Raw genomic sequence first — 15,089 nt, forward strand, 5'->3', positions numbered from 1 at the left:
GGAATGTGACCCGAACAACGGTACCCATCCATTCTTTTGGTACCCACGAATGCTGCGGTGACTGCTCGACGTTCCGACGGCTGCCGCGCCTCCACGGCGTGCGCGACGGTGCCGTTGGCGGCCGCGTCGGCGTCGTTGCTGTCGATACCGTGGCACGATCCCGGCCCGCGCGAGCTGCTCACCCTCGCGGCGGCTCTGGGTCTGGTGCGGCGTACGACGGAGGACTCGTCGCCACTGACGACCACGATCTCGACGGCCAGAGAGGCCGCCGATTGCGCCGCGGCGTCCTGGTACGACGAGCTCGGGTTCACCGTCGACGACGCGCGCCGCGAGGCGCACGCCGTGGCTGCCGAGATTCGCGAGGTCGTGGCCGTCTCCGACTGCACCTGCGACAGTGCACTCTCGGAGAGCGCCGTCGTCGCTGCGGCGGTGGCCGGTGCGGCCGCCGACCTCGCCGGGTACGTCGCGTCGCAGTCGGGTCCGCCCGTGCCGTGGGAAGTCTTCACGTCACCGCGCGTGCTCGATCGGTTGCGGCGTGTCGCGTCCGCGCTCGTCCTGGTTGCCGAGAGGCTCGACGAAGCCTGACGACGTCGCGAAGGACGCCCCGAGTTCACGGCAGGCCCGTATAGTGCGAGCGGTTCCGTACCGAACGTTCCGAATCGACGAGGTGACTTCCGTGCCGTATCTCGGTCTGCTGACGATGGCCTTGCTGGTCTTCTGTCTGATCGACGTGATCACCGCCGACGACGGGGGAGTGCGCCACATCCCGAAGATGGCGTGGCTCTTCGTCGTTCTGCTCCTTCCGCTGATCGGATCGCTGCTGTGGCTGACGGTCGGCAGGCCCATCGGTGCCGGAATCTGGGGTGGCAGCGAGCCGTCCCGGCCCCGCTCGGGCTTCGCGGAATACGACGTCCGGCCCGGCCGCGCCGTTGCGCAGAGTCCGGAGGCCGACGCCGAGTTCCTGCGCCAGTGCCGCGCGCGGGCCGAGGAACAGCGCCGGGTGGAGCGGGAACGCCGTCGCGCCGAAGAGTCGTGAGCGGCCCGATCGCCCTCGTTCGCGAGAATATCGGCGTGCACGCGACACGAGATCGCCCCTAAGGTCGACGCGTCCGTTCCCCCACACCCCGCGAGGTGCCCGATGGTCGTCCATTCCTCCCGTCCGGCCGGGGCGGCGTCGCTGCACATCGCCATGATCGGGACCACGGCCCCGAGTCACATCTACCCGTCGCTCGCTGTGATCGCGGAGCTCGTGCGGCGTGGGCACCGAGTCACCTACGCGGTCGGGGAGTCGCTGGCCTCCCTCGTCGAGCCGACCGGTGCGCGGGTGGTGCCGTTCGATTCGCTTCTCCCGCAGGGCGAGGAGTCCTGGCCGGACGATCCGGCCGCGGCGATGCACGTGTTCCTCGACGAGGCGATCGCCGCGTTTCCCGTGTTGACGACGGCGTACGACGACGATCGTCCGGACCTGCTGCTCTACGACATCGGCGGATTGGCCGCACCGATACTCGGCGTCCGCTACGGCGTCCCCGCGGTCCAGCTGTCGCCCGCGTACGTGGCCTGGGACGGGTACGAGGACGATCTCGCCGACGTCCTGACCCCGATGCGGACGTCGGCGACCGGCGTCGCCTACCGTGAGGCGTACGCGGAGTGGTTGCGCGACAACGGGATCGAAGCCGACCCGTGGGACTGGGTCACGTATCCGGAGCACTGTCTGTCCCTGGTACCGAGAATCATGCAGCCGCACGCGGATCGCGTCCGTGAGTCCGTGCGCTTCGTCGGCCCTTGCCTGGATCCTGCCCGCCTGGCGGACCGGAGTTGGTCGGCTCCGTCGGGGCCCGTGCTCTACGTGTCCTTCGGGACCGGTTACAACGACCGCCCGGACTTCTACCGACTGTGCATCGAGACCTTCGGGAACACGCAGTGGCAGGTGGTGATGTCGATCGGGCGCCGTGTCGACCCCGCCGTCCTGGGGCCGCTTCCGCTGAATGTGCAGGTCCACGAACACGTTCCGCAGCTGGCGGTGCTCGAGTCGGCACGCGTGTTCGTCACCCACGCCGGCATGGGCGGGTGCACGGAGTCACTGTGGTTCGGAGTGCCGACGGTCGCGATCCCGCAGGGCGTGGACCAGTTCGCCAACGCGGCGATGCTCGACGAGATCGGGACGGGCGTCCACCTCCCGTTCGACGAGGTGACGGCGGAGACGCTCCGGGCCGCCGTCGAGCGGGCGCTCGACCGGGGACCCCGCGCGGCCGAGATCCGCGCGGACGTCCGGGCGCACGGCGGTGTCGACGCCGCGGCCGACGCCGTCGAGTCCTACGCTCGACTCCGCTGACGACGCGGCGGAAGCCGACTACCGTGCCGGTCATGCCGATCCGTATGGACAACGTCGGGATCGCGGTGCGGGACCTCGACGCCGCTGTCGCATTCTTCACCGACCTCGGCCTCGAGGTGGTCGGTCGTGACACCGTGCAGGGCGAGTGGACCGACACGGCGGTGGGTCTGGACGGGAACCACTCCGACATCGCGATGCTGCAGACGCCGGACGGTCACAGCCGTCTCGAACTGTTCCACTACCGGCACCCGGAGCCGATCGAGACGGAACCGACCCGCCCCAACGAGATCGGGATGCATCGAGTCGCGTTCGAGGTCGACGACATCGAGGCCTCGCTGGCCATCGCGGCGCGGCACGGGTGTCACCCTCTCCGCGGTATCGCGGAGTACGACGGCATCTTCCGCCTGACCTATCTGCGCGGTCCCAGCGGCATCATCGTGATGTTCGCGCAGCGCATCGGCGGCTGAGCCACCCGATCACCGCGGCCGGCCGCGGATCTACCCGATCGCAGCAGCGAGCCGCGGGACGAGCGACAGCGGTGTGGCGTTCTCGATCAGCCCCCGTTGCGGCCCGTCGAACACGTCGGACAGTCCCGGCGCCGGATCGGCCGTCTCGGCCACCGCGAAGGTGGCGCCGCTGAACGGCCAATCGGTGCCGAAGACCACCTGACCGACGTCCGTGACCTCGAGGACGCTCCGCATCGAGGACGCCGAGGCCGACAACGCGGTGTCGTAGTAGAAGCGGCGCAACGCCTCACCGATCCCGAGCAGGGAAACCGACGGCACGGCGTCGGGAACCACCGTGCGCGGCGTCGACAAGCGAGTCGCGAGGAACGGCAGGCACCCGCCGGCGTGGGCGAGGACGAATCGGATGCGCGGATACCGGTCCAGCGTGCCGGACAGGATGAGACTCGTCGCGGTCCGCGTGGTGTCGAACGGGAATTCCAGCAGGAAGTCCGGCAGGGGCAGTTCGGGTTTCGACGGTGCCGGCATCTCGCCGGGGTGGACGAACACGGTGGCCGAGCGTGCGTCCAGCAGTGCCATCACCGGCTCGAACCGCGGGTCGCCCAAGTACACACCGTCGTACGACGACAGCAGCGTGACCCCGTCCATCCCCACCACGTCGAGCGCGTAGGCGATCTCCGTCAGCGTCGCCGCGACGTCCGGGAGAGGAACCGTGGCGAAGGATCCGAAACGCCGGGGCCATCGACGCTGGAGATCTCCGGCGTAGTCGTTGCACGAGCGCGCCAGCCGGATCGCGTCCCCGCCCGAGGCGAAGCGCACGCCCGGATCGGACACCGAGAGCACCTGCGCGGCGATGCCGAACCGGTCCATGAAGTCGAGGGCGCCCTCCGGCGACCAGGCGGGGAACGGAAGACCACCGGGAGCGAGGAGGCCGGCGCGCAGGACGGCGGCGCGGTAGTCGGGCGGGATCATGTGTCCGTGCAGATCGATCCGCCGCCCGGTCGCGCCGGAGGAAGTCGCCCCTGCCGTCCCACCGTGGGACAGCGCGAGCGCCCCGCCCGCCGCGATCGCCTGGACGAGCCGACGCCGGCCGATGCGGAGTGCGTCGGACGGTCGTCCGCTCGACGAATCGTCGTGTGTCATGGTCGCCCCCCGAGACGATGAACGCCGGCCGCCCCCGACCGACGCCCGGCACGGTAGCAAGGTTTCGGGGGTCGGTCGGGGTGCTGCTTCACAGAACTGTCCGGCTGGACCGGGACGGATCCCGGGCGGCGGCGAGGCGCCCTCTTGACCGTCCGCGAACCCCTAGGGTCGGCCGCGTGCACTTCGAGGAGTACCGCCGGTACGACGCCCTGGGTCTCGCCGCGCTGGTGCGGGACGGTGAGGTGACCTCGGGCGAGTTGGTCGAGGTCGCTCTCGATCGCGCGCACCGCACTCACGCCGCGCTGAACGCCGTCGTGCAGTGGCAGGACGACGATGCCCGGTCCCGCTCACGGACCGCGCTGTCCGGGCCGTTCGCCGGAGTGCCGTTCCTGCTCAAGGATCTGGCGCAGGCCCAGGCCGGCGTGGTCGAGACGGCGGGATCACGCGCCTACCGGGACGCGCGGGCCGCGGAGACGGACACCGTGGTGCAGCGGTGGCTGGACTCGGGTCTGGTGGTCATCGGACGGACCGCGGTCCCGGAATTCGGGGCGAAGGGTGTGACGGAATCCGATCTCTTCGGGCCCACCCGCAACCCGTGGGACACCTCCCGCTCGCCGGGTGGATCGTCGGGTGGCTCCGCGGCGGCGGTGGCCGCCGGTGTGGTGCCCGCCGCCGGGGCCAACGACGGCGGCGGGTCCATCCGCATCCCGGCCGCCTATTCGGGTCTCGTCGGGCTCAAGCCCGGTCGCGGGGTCGTCCCCTGCGGACCGCGCTCGAGCGAGTACTTCCACGGCGGTGCGGTGACCGGGGTGCTCACCCGCTCGGTCCGGGACTCCGCGGCCATGCTGGACGTCCTGCGCGGCTCGGACCCGGCGGCACCGTACGTCACGCCGACCCTCCCGGAAGGGCATCTGTCCGCGCTGGACACCACGGGGCCACGTCTGCGTATCGGCATGCAGAGCACGTCGGCCCTCTGCGACGCTCCGGACCCCGAGGTGGTGGACGCTCTCCGGCGCACCCGCACGCTGCTGGTCGACCTGGGGCACGTCGTCGAGGACGTGCCGCCGCCGGTGGACGAGGAGGCCCTGGCGCGGGATTTTCTGCTGCCCTGGTTCGTGAACGTCGCGAGCGAGGTCGCCGCCATCGGATCGCCGCGGTCCGCGGACGTCGAGCTGGACACGATGGTGATGGCCGAACTGGGCCGACGCACCACGGCCGTCGACCACGACGCGGCGCTGGCCCGGTGGCACGACCACGTTCGCGCTCTGTCGGACTTCCACCGTCGGTTCGACCTGCTGCTGACCCCGACCACCGCGACGCCCGCGCCGCGGATCGGCGAGTTGGCGACGTCCGGGCTCGAGCGACTCGGGGCGCGTGCGGCACTCGCCCTGCGTCTCGGGTCGGTGCTGGCCCGCGTGGGGGCCGTCGAGGCGGGCGTGATGAGAAATCTGTCCGTGGTGCCCTTCACGCAGGCGGCCAACCTGACCGGGCGGCCCGCCCTGAGCGTGCCGTTGTTCCGCACCGCGTCCGGGCTGCCGGTGGGTTCGCACTTCGTCGCCCCACCCGGCGGGGAGACGCAACTCCTGCGTCTGGCCCGTGAGCTGGAGGAGGCGATGCCGTGGTTCGATGTCACGCCGCCGAACGTCGGGTAGCGATGGCCCTGCATCCCGCGTCGGCCGGTCGATGTGCAGGCCCACAATGGAGTCGGTGATCACTCACAATGCGGAACAATGAAGCCACGCAATGGATTCCGTCCATACTGGGCGCACGCGAGACCGATCGCGACATCACCAGAAGGAGACATTCGTGTTCAGCTTCCTCAATGGCCTGAGCTTCCTCAACTTCGACTTCGGCAACCTGCTGCCGTTGACGGATTTCCTCAAGATCGCGTCCTGATCGCGACCCGACGCGGTGCGTGCGCCGGCGGCTCTCGTCGCCCGCGCACGCACCCGGTCGGGGCCTCAACCGTCGATCAGACAGATCCACCCGTCCAGCAGCGAGACCCGCCGCGTCGACAGCGGAACCAGCGACCCGATCGCCCGCACCCCCGCGGAGTAGGGCGGGAAACCGAAGATCATTCCCTGCGGACCGGTGACCATCTTCCCGGTTCGAACATCGTATTCGGCTCGGTGCCACGGACATTCGAGACAACCGCGGTCTGTGACCCGGCCCCGTCCGAGCTTGGCCAATTGATGCCGGCAGACGTTGCCCACGGCGAAGGGTGTGCCGTCGGGCAGCATGCCGACTGCGAGGTCCACGCCGTCCTCGGTGCGCACCTCCACCACGCGGCGATCGCCGAGTCGGGACACCTCGACCAACCGTCGCCCGCGCGCCCGGATCGGATCGGCGGGGAGCACCGGCGGTAGCACACCGGATCGGTCCGCCGACACGGCGTCGTCGCGGTCAGGGCCACGTCGCTCCTCGCTCATCGGAGCGACATACCCACGGCGGTCGCCCCCAATCGGCGCCGTCGACAATGATGCGATGACCGTTTCGGTGGTGACCCTGGCCGATCGTCCCGACCTGTTCGACTCGATGTGGTCGATGCCCGATTCCTGGCCAGAGTTCATGCTGCAGGACCCCGTGTCGTCGTTCTTCTACCGGCCCGACGTCGTGACCCGCGTCGCCGATCACGTGGTGATCGCGCTCGACGGCGACGAGGTCGTGGGGAAGGGGTACGCGCTTCCGCTGCGCCTCGACCCGGACGCCCTCCCCGCCGACGGCTGGGACGCCGCGATCCGACTCGGCGTCACCCAGTCCTTCGCGGGAGTGGCCCCGACGGTGCTCTGCGCGCTCGAGATCGCGGTGCGGCCGGACCGGCAGGGAGACGGACTGTCGTCCCTCCTCCTGGCCGAGGTCCGGCGATGCGCCGCACGGACGGGCCTGTCGGAGGTGATCGTCCCCGTTCGGCCGAGCGGGCCCGTCGATCCCGGCGTTCCGATGAGCGAGTACGCGTCGCGTGTGCGTGACGACGGCCTGCCGGTCGACCCCTGGCTTCGGGTTCACATCCGTGCGGGCGGACACATCGCCGGTATCGCTCCACGGTCGATGGTGATCGCCGGCACGCTCGACGAGTGGCGCCGGTGGACCGGACTGCCGTTCGATCGATCCGGCCCGATCGAGGTGCCGGGCGCTCTCGCCCCGGTGCTCTGCGACGTCGTCCATGGCACGGCCGTGTACGTCGAAGCGAACGTGTGGGTACGACACCGGGCCGCCTCGACCGGCTAGCGTTCCGCGCATGGCGTGGTGGTTCCTGGTGGGTGCGATCGTGGCGGAGGTCGCGGCGACGTTGTCGATGAAGGGGTCGGAGAACGCCCCTGCCCTGTACGCGGTGGTGGTGATCGGCTACGCGACGGCGTTCCTGATGCTGGTGCAGGTGTTGAAGCGGGGCATGGGAATCGGTGTCGCGTACGGCATCTGGGGGGCGAGCGGGGTCGCCCTGACCGCGGTGCTGGCATGGGCTATCTTCGGCGAGACCTTCACGCTCGTCATGGCGGGCGGCATCGCGCTCATCATCGCGGGAGTGCTGCTGGTCGAGACGGGCTCGCACCCTGCGGCGGAGGTGGACTCCTGATGCAGTACGCCTTCCTCGTCGCGGCGATCCTGTTCGAGGTGACCGCGACCCTGTCCCTGCGCGGTGCGGTGGGCGGACGACGGGCGCTCTACGCGGTGGTGGCCGTCGGCTATGCCGTGGCGTTCGCGTCGCTGCTCGGGGCGCTGCGCGCCGGGCTCGCGCTCGGGGTCGCCTACGGCATCTGGGCGGCGGCGGGCGTGGCGCTCACCGCGGTCGCGTCGCGCTTCCTGTTCGCCGAGCCGCTCACCCGCCGCATGCTCGCGGGTATCGGACTGATCGTGGTGGGCGTGCTTCTGGTGGAACTGGGCGCGGCAGCGCATACGATCACGCCGTGACCGATCACGACCGTGCCGCCGCCCGCCGCGAGATCACCGCGGCCCTGCTGGCTGCCTTCGACCGCCGCCACGACGTCCTGGACGCCATCGTCGAGGCCGACGACCGCGACCAGGCGGTGGCCGCCATCGCCGGTCTGCTCGAGACGTCCCGTCTCGGCGGGGAAGCGGTCATGGGGATGGCGTTCGACCAGCTCACCAAGGACGCCCGCCGCAACAACGCCGCCGAGCTCGAGGACCTGGACGCTCGTCTGACGTTCACGCTCGCCGAGCGGCCCGCGAGCGCCGGTGACGGACTGACTCTGCGGGCGTTCTCCGACGAGAGCGACCGGGAGCTGTTCGCGGCCCGCCTCGCCGACGTCGGCAGTGCCGGGGACGGCTCCGGCGGCGCGGCCGGCGACCTGGACGCCGAGATCGCCTCCGCGCGGGATCGCTCCGATTCGGAGCAGGCCGCGTGGTTCGTCGCACGCGAGGGCGAGGACAGCGTCGGGCTGGTCTTCGGCGAGCTGAAGAACGGGGAGATCGACCTGCGGGTCTGGATCCACCCGGACCACCGCAAGAAGGGTTACGGGACTGCGGCGCTGCGCAAGTCGCGGTCCGAGATGGCCGCGGTCTTCCCGGGTGTGCCCATCGTGGTGCGCACGCCCGGCGCCCTGCCTTCCTGATCGACGAGCCCGAGGACGGGTAGTCGGGGAGGATGCAAACCTTCCTCCCCGACCCCGGATTCAGTCGGAGCGCCCGGCTTCTCGACGACCGCCGCCTGGGCAAGCAGCGGGTCGAGACCTTCCAGATTCTGCGTGCGTTGATCTGGCCGAGTTACGGCTGGAAGAACCACCCGGCGGTGGTGATGTGGCGGGGATTCACCCCCGCGCTGGTGGCGTACGGCGTGGCGATGTGCCGCGAATGGGCCGCCCGGGGTCACGCCGACGCGCTCGAGGCGCAACTGCTCGACTACACCGGCGGTGCCCGACCCGACGTGGACCGGCTGCGGCGGGCCGGCCTGCTGCCGCCGTGGCTCGGCGACGACGCCGTCCACGCGAGCCACCGCCGCGCCCTGGCCGACAAGGGCCCCGATCTCTACCCGGCCGAGTGGCGGGGACCCACCGGCTACGTGTGGCCCGGCTCGATCCATCCGCGCTGGCCCCTGCCCCTGCCGCCGGACCCGGTGACCCCGAGCGCGGCGGTCTCGCTGCTCGGGGAGTGGGGTATGCCCGCCGACCGGTTCGACCCGGGTGCTGCGGAATGGTCGACGCTGCGTCGGCTGGCGCGCGGACTCGGCGACGACGCCCCCGACCCGCCGGATCGGTGGGCGCTGCTGGCGTGCGCCCTCGTCGTGCCCGGCCGCGTCGCAGTACTGCTCGACCGGCCCGCACTCGCTCCCGACGAGCCCCTCCCGCCACCGGCCGAGCCGCGTGGTTCGGTGTCCGGCTCGATCGCCAGAACGCCGACCGACGCGGACGTCACCGCGATGGGCGAGGAGGCGGCGTCGTCGTCACGCTTCGGCTGGTTCCGGCACGGCGACGAACCCGATGCGGCCGACGTGGCGTTGGTGGTCGCCGACGGGGCGCCCGTGCCCGACACGCTCGCGTCGGTCCCGATCCTGCGGTCCGCTCGACCCGGCGAGCGTGCGACAGGCTAACGGTCCGCGAGGGACTCGCTCCACGCCGACCACAGGTCGTGGTAGCGGCCCCCGGCCTGCACGAGGTCGTCGTGCGACCCCTGCTCGACGATGCGTCCGTGCTCGAGCACCACGACTCGGTCCGCCGCCGCGGCCTGCGTGAGTCGGTGGGCGACGACGACGGTGGTGCGACCGCGGGTGGCCGCGCGGGCCGCGTCCTCGAGATCGCGGGCGCCGGCGCTCCCGGCCTCGGCGGTGGCCTCGTCGAGCACCGCGACGGCCGGATCGGCGAGGACCAGGCGAGCCAACGCCACGTGTTGGGCCCGCGCGGCGGTCAGGGCGAGGCCGCCCTCGCCGACCACGGTGTGCACGCCGTCGGGTAGGTCGGCCACCCACCCGGCACCGACCAGGTCCAGGGCCGCCTGCACCTCGTCGTCCGAGGCGTCGGGCGCGGCCAGACGCAGGTCGTCGATCAGCGGACCGGCGAAGACGTGGACTTCCTGGCTGACGACGGCGACGTGCCGGCGGACCCGGTCCGCGGCGAGCTCGGTGAGCGGGACCCCACCGATTCGGACGGTCCCGGTGGTGGGCTCGGTCGAACCGGCGACGATCGCGGCGAGCGTCGACTTGCCCGCGCCCGTGGATCCGACGAGGGCGACGGTGTCGCCGTCGGCGACGGTGAGGTCGAGCCCGTGGATCACCTCGTGCACGCCGTCGTAGGAATGGCGGATGCCCACGAGTTCGATTCGGCCGGAATCGGGTTCGCGGCCGGTGACGGCGCGCCGCTCGTCGGGCAGGTCGAGGACGCCGACCAGGCGGGCCAGCGACGCGCCCGCGGACTGCACGTCGTCGAACGAGTACATGAGCATGCCGATCGGGTTGAACAGGCGATGGAAGAGCAACGCAGCGGCGGTGGTCTCGCCGACGGTCACCGACCCGTCGCGCACCAGCAGGAACCCGGCGAGGAGAACCACCGACAGTCCGACGCACTCGGCGCGATTGCTTCTCGAGCCGAACCGCGTGAACAGCCGGAACACCGTGACGGCGATGTCGCGGGCGCCGGCCGACGCCGCGTCGATGCGCGCGAGGTGTTCGGACTCGACGCCGTAGGCGCGGACGGTGCGCGCGCCCTGCATGCTGCTGACCAGAGCCTGCGCCCGCTCGCCCATGGCGACGCGCTCGCTCGCGTACAGCGGTGCGGATCGGGGCAGATACCAGCGCAGCGCCATCACGTAGAGCGGGATCGCCACCATCCCGGCCAGCCCGAGTCGCCAGTCCACCCCCAGCATCGCGGCGATGCTGACCGCCACCAGGAGGACGGCGGCGAGGATCTGCGGAACCACCTCGCCGAGGGACTTGGCCATCACCGCGACGTCGTCACCCACGCGGGAGAGCAGATCGCCGCGGCCGGCGCGGTCGAGCCGCTCGACGGGCAGGATGAGCGCACGGGCGACGACGCGTTCGCGCAGCGAGGCCAGGATCCGCTCGCCCAGCAGTGCGACGGTGTACGCCCCGAGGCCGGTGAACACGCCGCCGACGACCGCGGCGACCACGATCACCGCCACGACACCGACGATCGTCGACGCCGGTGCACCCTCGGTCACCCGGTCGACGAGAACGCCGAACACGTACACCGGAACCACCGTCGCGGCCGCGGCGACGATGCCGAGGACGACGGCGCCGAGCGTCGCGGCGCGATGTCCGGCCAGTTCGCGCAGCAGGAATCGGCCCGAGCGGGCGCCGGACGCAATGGGGAGCAACTCGGTCCCGGTCATCGCAACACCCGCTCGCGGTAGGTCGGGTCCGTCGTCGACAACGAGCGGTGGGTGCCGCGCGCCACGACCCGGCCGTCGTCGATCACGACGACGCGATCGGTCACCGCGAGCAGAGCCGGACTGGTGGAGACGACGACGGTGGCGCGGTCGGGTCCCGCCCGCAGGGTGCGGATGCCGTCGGCGATGGCGTGCTCGGTCACCGAATCGACGGCGGTGGTGGGATCGTGCAGCACCAGGAGCGGGGGATCGGCGGCGAGGGCGCGGGCGAGGGCGACGCGTTGGCGCTGGCCCCCGGACAGGCTCGCACCGCGGTCGGTGACGGGATGGTCGAGGCCGGCCTCGTGCAGGTCGATCAGGTCGGTCACCGCGGAGGCGGTCACGGCGGCGTCCAGTCGGGCCTCGTCCGCCGCGCGGGTGACGATGTTGGTCCGCACGGTTCCGGCGAAGAGGTCGGCGGCGTGCGGCTCGACCAGCACGGTGCGACGGACCTCGGTCAACGGGAGTTCGCGCACGTCGGTGCCGCCGACGCCGACACGGCCCGCCGACGGGTCCAGCGGAACCTGACCGGAAAGCACCGAGACGAGGGACTCCGCGTCGGCCGGGCGGTAGGCGACCACTCCCACGGTCTCGCCCGGCGCCACGTCGAGATCGATGCCGCGGAGCGAGCCGTGCGCGACGGCGTGGAGATCGAGCCGGGGCGCGCGGACCGACGGGCGGGCGTCGGTGGCAGCGGCGTCTCCGGCGTCTCCGGCGTCGGGGTCGGGCACTGCGCCCTCGACGAGAGGCGGTGCCCCGAGGACCGTGGCGACACGGTCGGCGGACCCTCGCACGACGGCCGTGACACCGGGCAGCCGGGAGAGCGACGACAGCGGCTCGACCAGGAACTGGGCGAGGCCGACGACGGTGACGAGTTCGCCGAGCGTGAGCCGTCCGGTGAGGGCCAGGTAGCCGGCGCCGCCCGCGACCCCCGCCGCGAGCAGGGAGCCGACGGTCGCCGACAGGCCGAGGTAGGCGCTGTTGCCGCGGGCCAGGCGCAGGGTGGCGTCCAGTGCGCGTCGGCTCGCCTCGGCGTAGCGCCGAGCGGCCGCGCCCTCGCCGCCGATGCCGCGCAGGGGCCGCACGCCGCCGACGAGGTCGGTCGCGAGCCCGGACACGCGGGCGATCTCGGTCTGCGAGGCGGTCGCCGCGCGGGTCAGCACGGGCGCGCACCACTGCAGGACGAGCAGCAGCAAGGGGGTGCCGATCACCACGGCCAGGCCCAGGGGAACGTCGACGACGAGGAGCGCCACGGCGGTGACCACCAGCGCCGTGGTGGCCGACGCCGAGCGGGCCACGACGTCGAGAATCCACGACGTCTTCTCCGCGTCCGAGGTGCCCACCGTCAGCAGTTCTCCCGCAGACAATTCGGTGTCGATGCCGCGGGGATCGAGCACGGTGCGGGCGACCTCGACGCGCAGCAGGTGCGCCTCGCGCTCGATCGCGACGACGATGATGCGGGCGCCGATGCGGTACGCGAAGGACAGGACGACGAACAACGCCGCGAGCCCGACGAGCGAGAGAAGCATCGCCGTGACGTCACCCGTCTCGACGGCGCGGGAGACGATGATGCCGATCGCGACCGGGACCATGGTCTCGCAGAACTGGTGGAGGCAGAACAGCAGCGACGACCCGATCATGCGGGCGCGATGTCGGACGAGCGCGCGGCGCAGAACCCCTCCGCCGCTGATCGCCATTAGCCGACCCTAACCCACGGGTGTGGGCGGCTCGTGGCCTGTCGTCGGTGTCACACGCAACGTGCGGACGGCGACCGCAACCGGACCGGATCCGAATACAGCGTGTGCGTCCCTCCCGACGCCGGTGAACTCCCCACGATGCGGAGTTTCCCGGCACCGGGGCCGGGGCACCCCGCAGCCGACGGCGTTGCGGTGATCACCAGACGAAGGGACAGTGTCGTGCCCGATTACGAGCGCGAGAACGAGCACCCCCAGGACGATGTGCGCACCATCCGCGCGCACGCCGGTGAGGCCATCACCGACAGCCGCAACTGGCCGGGGTACGTGTTGATGGCCCTGGGTCTGGCGGCGTTGGGCCTGGCCCTGACGGCGGCGGGCGGTGGTTTCGAGGGCTGGGTGTTGATCACGGGCATCGCCTCGCCGGTCCTGCTGCTGGCCGGACTGGCCGTGGTGCTGCTCGAACGCAAGCGTGTCAAGGCCTCCGAGGGCAAGTCCCTCCTGGACCCCGGTGGTCACTGACCACGATGCGATCTCGGGCCCCGGCGCGCCGGGGTCCGATCCTCTCTCCGGCCGTCGCCGTCCCGTCGAGCCCGTCCCGACGGACCGCGACTCCTACCTTCGGGCCTGGTCGGCGCTGCACGGCGACTACGTCGTCGAGTCCTCGGTGCTGGTGCGCGGCTGGCTCGGTCTGACGTACCGGGTGGCGCGGCCTCTCGTGCGTGGCCGCGTCACACCCGGCGCCGTGACCACCGCCGGGGTTCTGTTGGCGCTGGCCGCACTCGGCGTCGCCGCGCTCGGTGGGCCGTGGTCGGCGGTGTTCGCGGCCGTCCTTCTGATCCTCAGCGCGTTGACCGACAGCCTCGACGGGGCGGTCGCGCTCCTGCGCGGACGGTCGAGCGCCCTGGGCTACGTGGCCGACTCGGTGGCCGACCGCATCTCCGACCTCGCTGCCCTCGGCATCCTCCTCGTGCTCGGCGGACCCGTGGCCGCCGTCCTCGCGGTCGCGGCGCTCACCTTGCTCCACGAGACCCTGCGCGCGCGGGCCGTGTCCGCCGGAATGGACGACATCGGGGTGGTCACGGTCTGGGAGCGGCCCTCACGGATCATCGCGGTGACCGTGACGCTGATCGGCTGCGCCTTCGTCGGCGACACCGCACTCTTCGCCGCCGTCGGCACCGCCGTCTCCGCCGCGCTGGCGCTGATCGGGTTCGGTCAGCTCGTGGTCACCGTGCGGCGGCGGCTGCGGGGTCACGACGCACCACGAGTCGGTCGCACTCGAGCGTGAAGACCCAGCCGATCAGCACGATGACGTGCAGGAGAAACAGCCACAACACCGTCGCGACGGCGGCGCCCACCGGTTCCAGGCCCCCGAACGGGCCGGACCAGTCGATCGGGATCGCGAGGAACAGAACGTAGCCCTGGAGGAAGCCGGCGACGAACGACGCCGTGGTCAGGGTGCCCACCACCACGGCCAGCCGGGACAGGGCGATCGGGGCGACCACGCGGAACGTCCACCCGAGGGGCACGGACAGCACGAGCCAGACGGTCACGAAGCCCAGCCACACCCGGAACAGGCCCCCGGCGACACCGCCGTCGATCGAGGCCAGCGCGTTCCCGACCACGAGCACCGGCACGGTCAGCAGGGGAGTGATCACCAGCACCGGCAGCGACAACGCGCGGCCCCGCCACCCGATGTAGGTCTCCTCGTGCGGTGCGTAGACGAGCAGGGCGCGGCGCATGCCCTCCCCGTAGAAGGTGGCCGGGAGAATCGCCACCGCGACACCGATCCACCCGATCGACGTCCCGGCGAGGAACAGGGCGCGGACGGCCTCCGGCGCCCCCGCCGGGTCGGGGAGAATCGAGGCGATCGCATCGCCGTACCGCAGGACGGTCGGGGTGCCGAGGAGCATCGCGGTCGCCTTCAGGCCGAGCAGCAGCATCGGCACGACGGCGATACCGCCGTAGAAGGTGACGCCCGCCGCGACGAGGGCGGTGTCCCGCGACGCCATCCGGCGACGCACGCCGGACCGGATCGCGACGCGGGACCGCACCAGTTCCGGCCACACGCTCGCGAAGGTCAGGGCGTGCGGCATGGCCTGTCGTTACCCGCCCGTACGG

17 protein-coding genes are annotated in these 15,089 nt (G+C 71.8%); 12 read left to right on the top strand and 5 right to left on the bottom strand.

From position 1 onward, the window contains the following. Positions 1–57 precede the first annotated feature (57 nt). From A3Q40_RS04470 to A3Q40_RS04485, 4 genes are all read left to right on the top strand, one after another. On the top strand, positions 58–585 hold the full coding sequence (locus tag A3Q40_RS04470; RefSeq protein WP_157889505.1) for a hypothetical protein: 528 nt from the start codon (positions 58–60) through the stop codon (positions 583–585). Positions 586–676: 91 nt separating this feature from the next. Beyond that, positions 677–1,036, top strand: coding sequence for a PLDc N-terminal domain-containing protein (locus A3Q40_RS04475; RefSeq protein ID WP_068105209.1), 360 nt, complete (start codon positions 677–679; stop codon positions 1,034–1,036). A gap of 102 nt (positions 1,037–1,138) precedes the next feature. Then, a complete protein-coding gene (locus tag A3Q40_RS04480) occupies positions 1,139–2,332 on the top strand; it encodes a macrolide family glycosyltransferase (protein WP_068099997.1) in 1,194 nt (397 codons plus the stop codon). A gap of 32 nt (positions 2,333–2,364) precedes the next feature. After that, entirely contained in the window at positions 2,365–2,799 is a 435-nt protein-coding gene (locus tag A3Q40_RS04485; RefSeq protein WP_068105211.1) for a VOC family protein, read from the top strand. 30 nt (positions 2,800–2,829) lie between these two features. On the opposite strand, the gene A3Q40_RS04490 is transcribed toward A3Q40_RS04485, so the two are convergent. Beyond that, positions 2,830–3,939, bottom strand: coding sequence for an amidohydrolase family protein (locus tag A3Q40_RS04490; RefSeq protein ID WP_068100000.1), 1,110 nt, complete (start codon positions 3,937–3,939; stop codon positions 2,830–2,832). Between the two features lie 176 nt (positions 3,940–4,115). Between A3Q40_RS04490 and A3Q40_RS04495 the strand changes: the two genes are divergently transcribed. Further along, a complete protein-coding gene (locus A3Q40_RS04495; RefSeq protein WP_068100002.1) occupies positions 4,116–5,591 on the top strand; it encodes an amidase in 1,476 nt (491 codons plus the stop codon). 309 nt (positions 5,592–5,900) lie between these two features. On the opposite strand, the gene A3Q40_RS04500 is transcribed toward A3Q40_RS04495, so the two are convergent. Next, the gene (locus tag A3Q40_RS04500) at positions 5,901–6,368 is read right to left on the bottom strand and encodes a Rieske (2Fe-2S) protein (RefSeq protein WP_068100005.1); all 468 of its coding nucleotides are present in this window, start codon (positions 6,366–6,368) and stop codon (positions 5,901–5,903) included. A gap of 55 nt (positions 6,369–6,423) precedes the next feature. On the opposite strand from A3Q40_RS04500, the gene A3Q40_RS04505 reads away from it, so the two are divergent. Genes A3Q40_RS04505 through A3Q40_RS20135 form a run of 5 tightly spaced genes read left to right on the top strand, consistent with a single transcriptional unit; the run spans position 6,424 to position 9,484 of the window. Beyond that, the gene (locus A3Q40_RS04505) at positions 6,424–7,167 is read left to right on the top strand and encodes an acetyltransferase-like protein (RefSeq protein WP_068100007.1); all 744 of its coding nucleotides are present in this window, start codon (positions 6,424–6,426) and stop codon (positions 7,165–7,167) included. Positions 7,168–7,177: 10 nt separating this feature from the next. Beyond that, positions 7,178–7,513 carry a DMT family transporter gene (locus A3Q40_RS04510; RefSeq protein ID WP_068100010.1) on the top strand — a complete coding sequence of 112 codons (336 nt, stop codon included), beginning with the start codon at positions 7,178–7,180 and terminating at the stop codon, positions 7,511–7,513. Then, positions 7,513–7,848 (top strand): DMT family transporter, encoded by a 336-nt coding sequence (locus tag A3Q40_RS04515; RefSeq protein WP_068100012.1) that lies wholly within the window; start codon positions 7,513–7,515, stop codon positions 7,846–7,848. Before A3Q40_RS04510 ends, A3Q40_RS04515 begins: the two co-directional genes overlap by 1 nt. Then, positions 7,845–8,510, top strand: coding sequence for a GNAT family N-acetyltransferase (locus A3Q40_RS04520; protein WP_068100015.1), 666 nt, complete (start codon positions 7,845–7,847; stop codon positions 8,508–8,510). The genes A3Q40_RS04515 and A3Q40_RS04520 overlap by 4 nt, the downstream gene beginning before the upstream one ends. A gap of 32 nt (positions 8,511–8,542) precedes the next feature. Then, entirely contained in the window at positions 8,543–9,484 is a 942-nt protein-coding gene (locus A3Q40_RS20135; protein WP_069972902.1) for an MSMEG_6728 family protein, read from the top strand. On the opposite strand, the gene A3Q40_RS04530 is transcribed toward A3Q40_RS20135, so the two are convergent. Next, positions 9,481–11,238, bottom strand: coding sequence for an ABC transporter ATP-binding protein (locus A3Q40_RS04530; RefSeq protein WP_068100017.1), 1,758 nt, complete (start codon positions 11,236–11,238; stop codon positions 9,481–9,483). The genes A3Q40_RS20135 and A3Q40_RS04530 overlap by 4 nt on opposite strands. Next, positions 11,235–12,971 (bottom strand): ABC transporter ATP-binding protein, encoded by a 1,737-nt coding sequence (locus A3Q40_RS04535; RefSeq protein WP_068100019.1) that lies wholly within the window; start codon positions 12,969–12,971, stop codon positions 11,235–11,237. Before A3Q40_RS04535 ends, A3Q40_RS04530 begins: the two co-directional genes overlap by 4 nt. A gap of 219 nt (positions 12,972–13,190) precedes the next feature. On the opposite strand from A3Q40_RS04535, the gene A3Q40_RS04540 reads away from it, so the two are divergent. Together A3Q40_RS04540 and A3Q40_RS04545 are read left to right on the top strand one after the other, a co-directional pair. Next, positions 13,191–13,490, top strand: a complete 300-nt coding sequence (locus A3Q40_RS04540; RefSeq protein WP_139203723.1) for a hypothetical protein — start codon at positions 13,191–13,193, stop codon at positions 13,488–13,490. Beyond that, positions 13,480–14,256 (top strand): CDP-alcohol phosphatidyltransferase family protein, encoded by a 777-nt coding sequence (locus tag A3Q40_RS04545; RefSeq protein WP_069972903.1) that lies wholly within the window; start codon positions 13,480–13,482, stop codon positions 14,254–14,256. The genes A3Q40_RS04540 and A3Q40_RS04545 overlap by 11 nt, the downstream gene beginning before the upstream one ends. Here A3Q40_RS04545 and A3Q40_RS04550 read toward each other — a convergent pair. Beyond that, the gene (locus tag A3Q40_RS04550) at positions 14,195–15,064 is read right to left on the bottom strand and encodes a YhjD/YihY/BrkB family envelope integrity protein (protein ID WP_082833755.1); all 870 of its coding nucleotides are present in this window, start codon (positions 15,062–15,064) and stop codon (positions 14,195–14,197) included. The two genes, A3Q40_RS04545 and A3Q40_RS04550, sit on opposite strands and share 62 nt — an antisense overlap. Positions 15,065–15,089: the final 25 nt, after the last annotated feature.

Origin of the sequence: Rhodococcus sp. PBTS 1 (assembly GCF_001620025.1) — a bacterium.
Lineage (GTDB): Bacteria > Actinomycetota > Actinomycetes > Mycobacteriales > Mycobacteriaceae > Rhodococcoides > Rhodococcoides kroppenstedtii.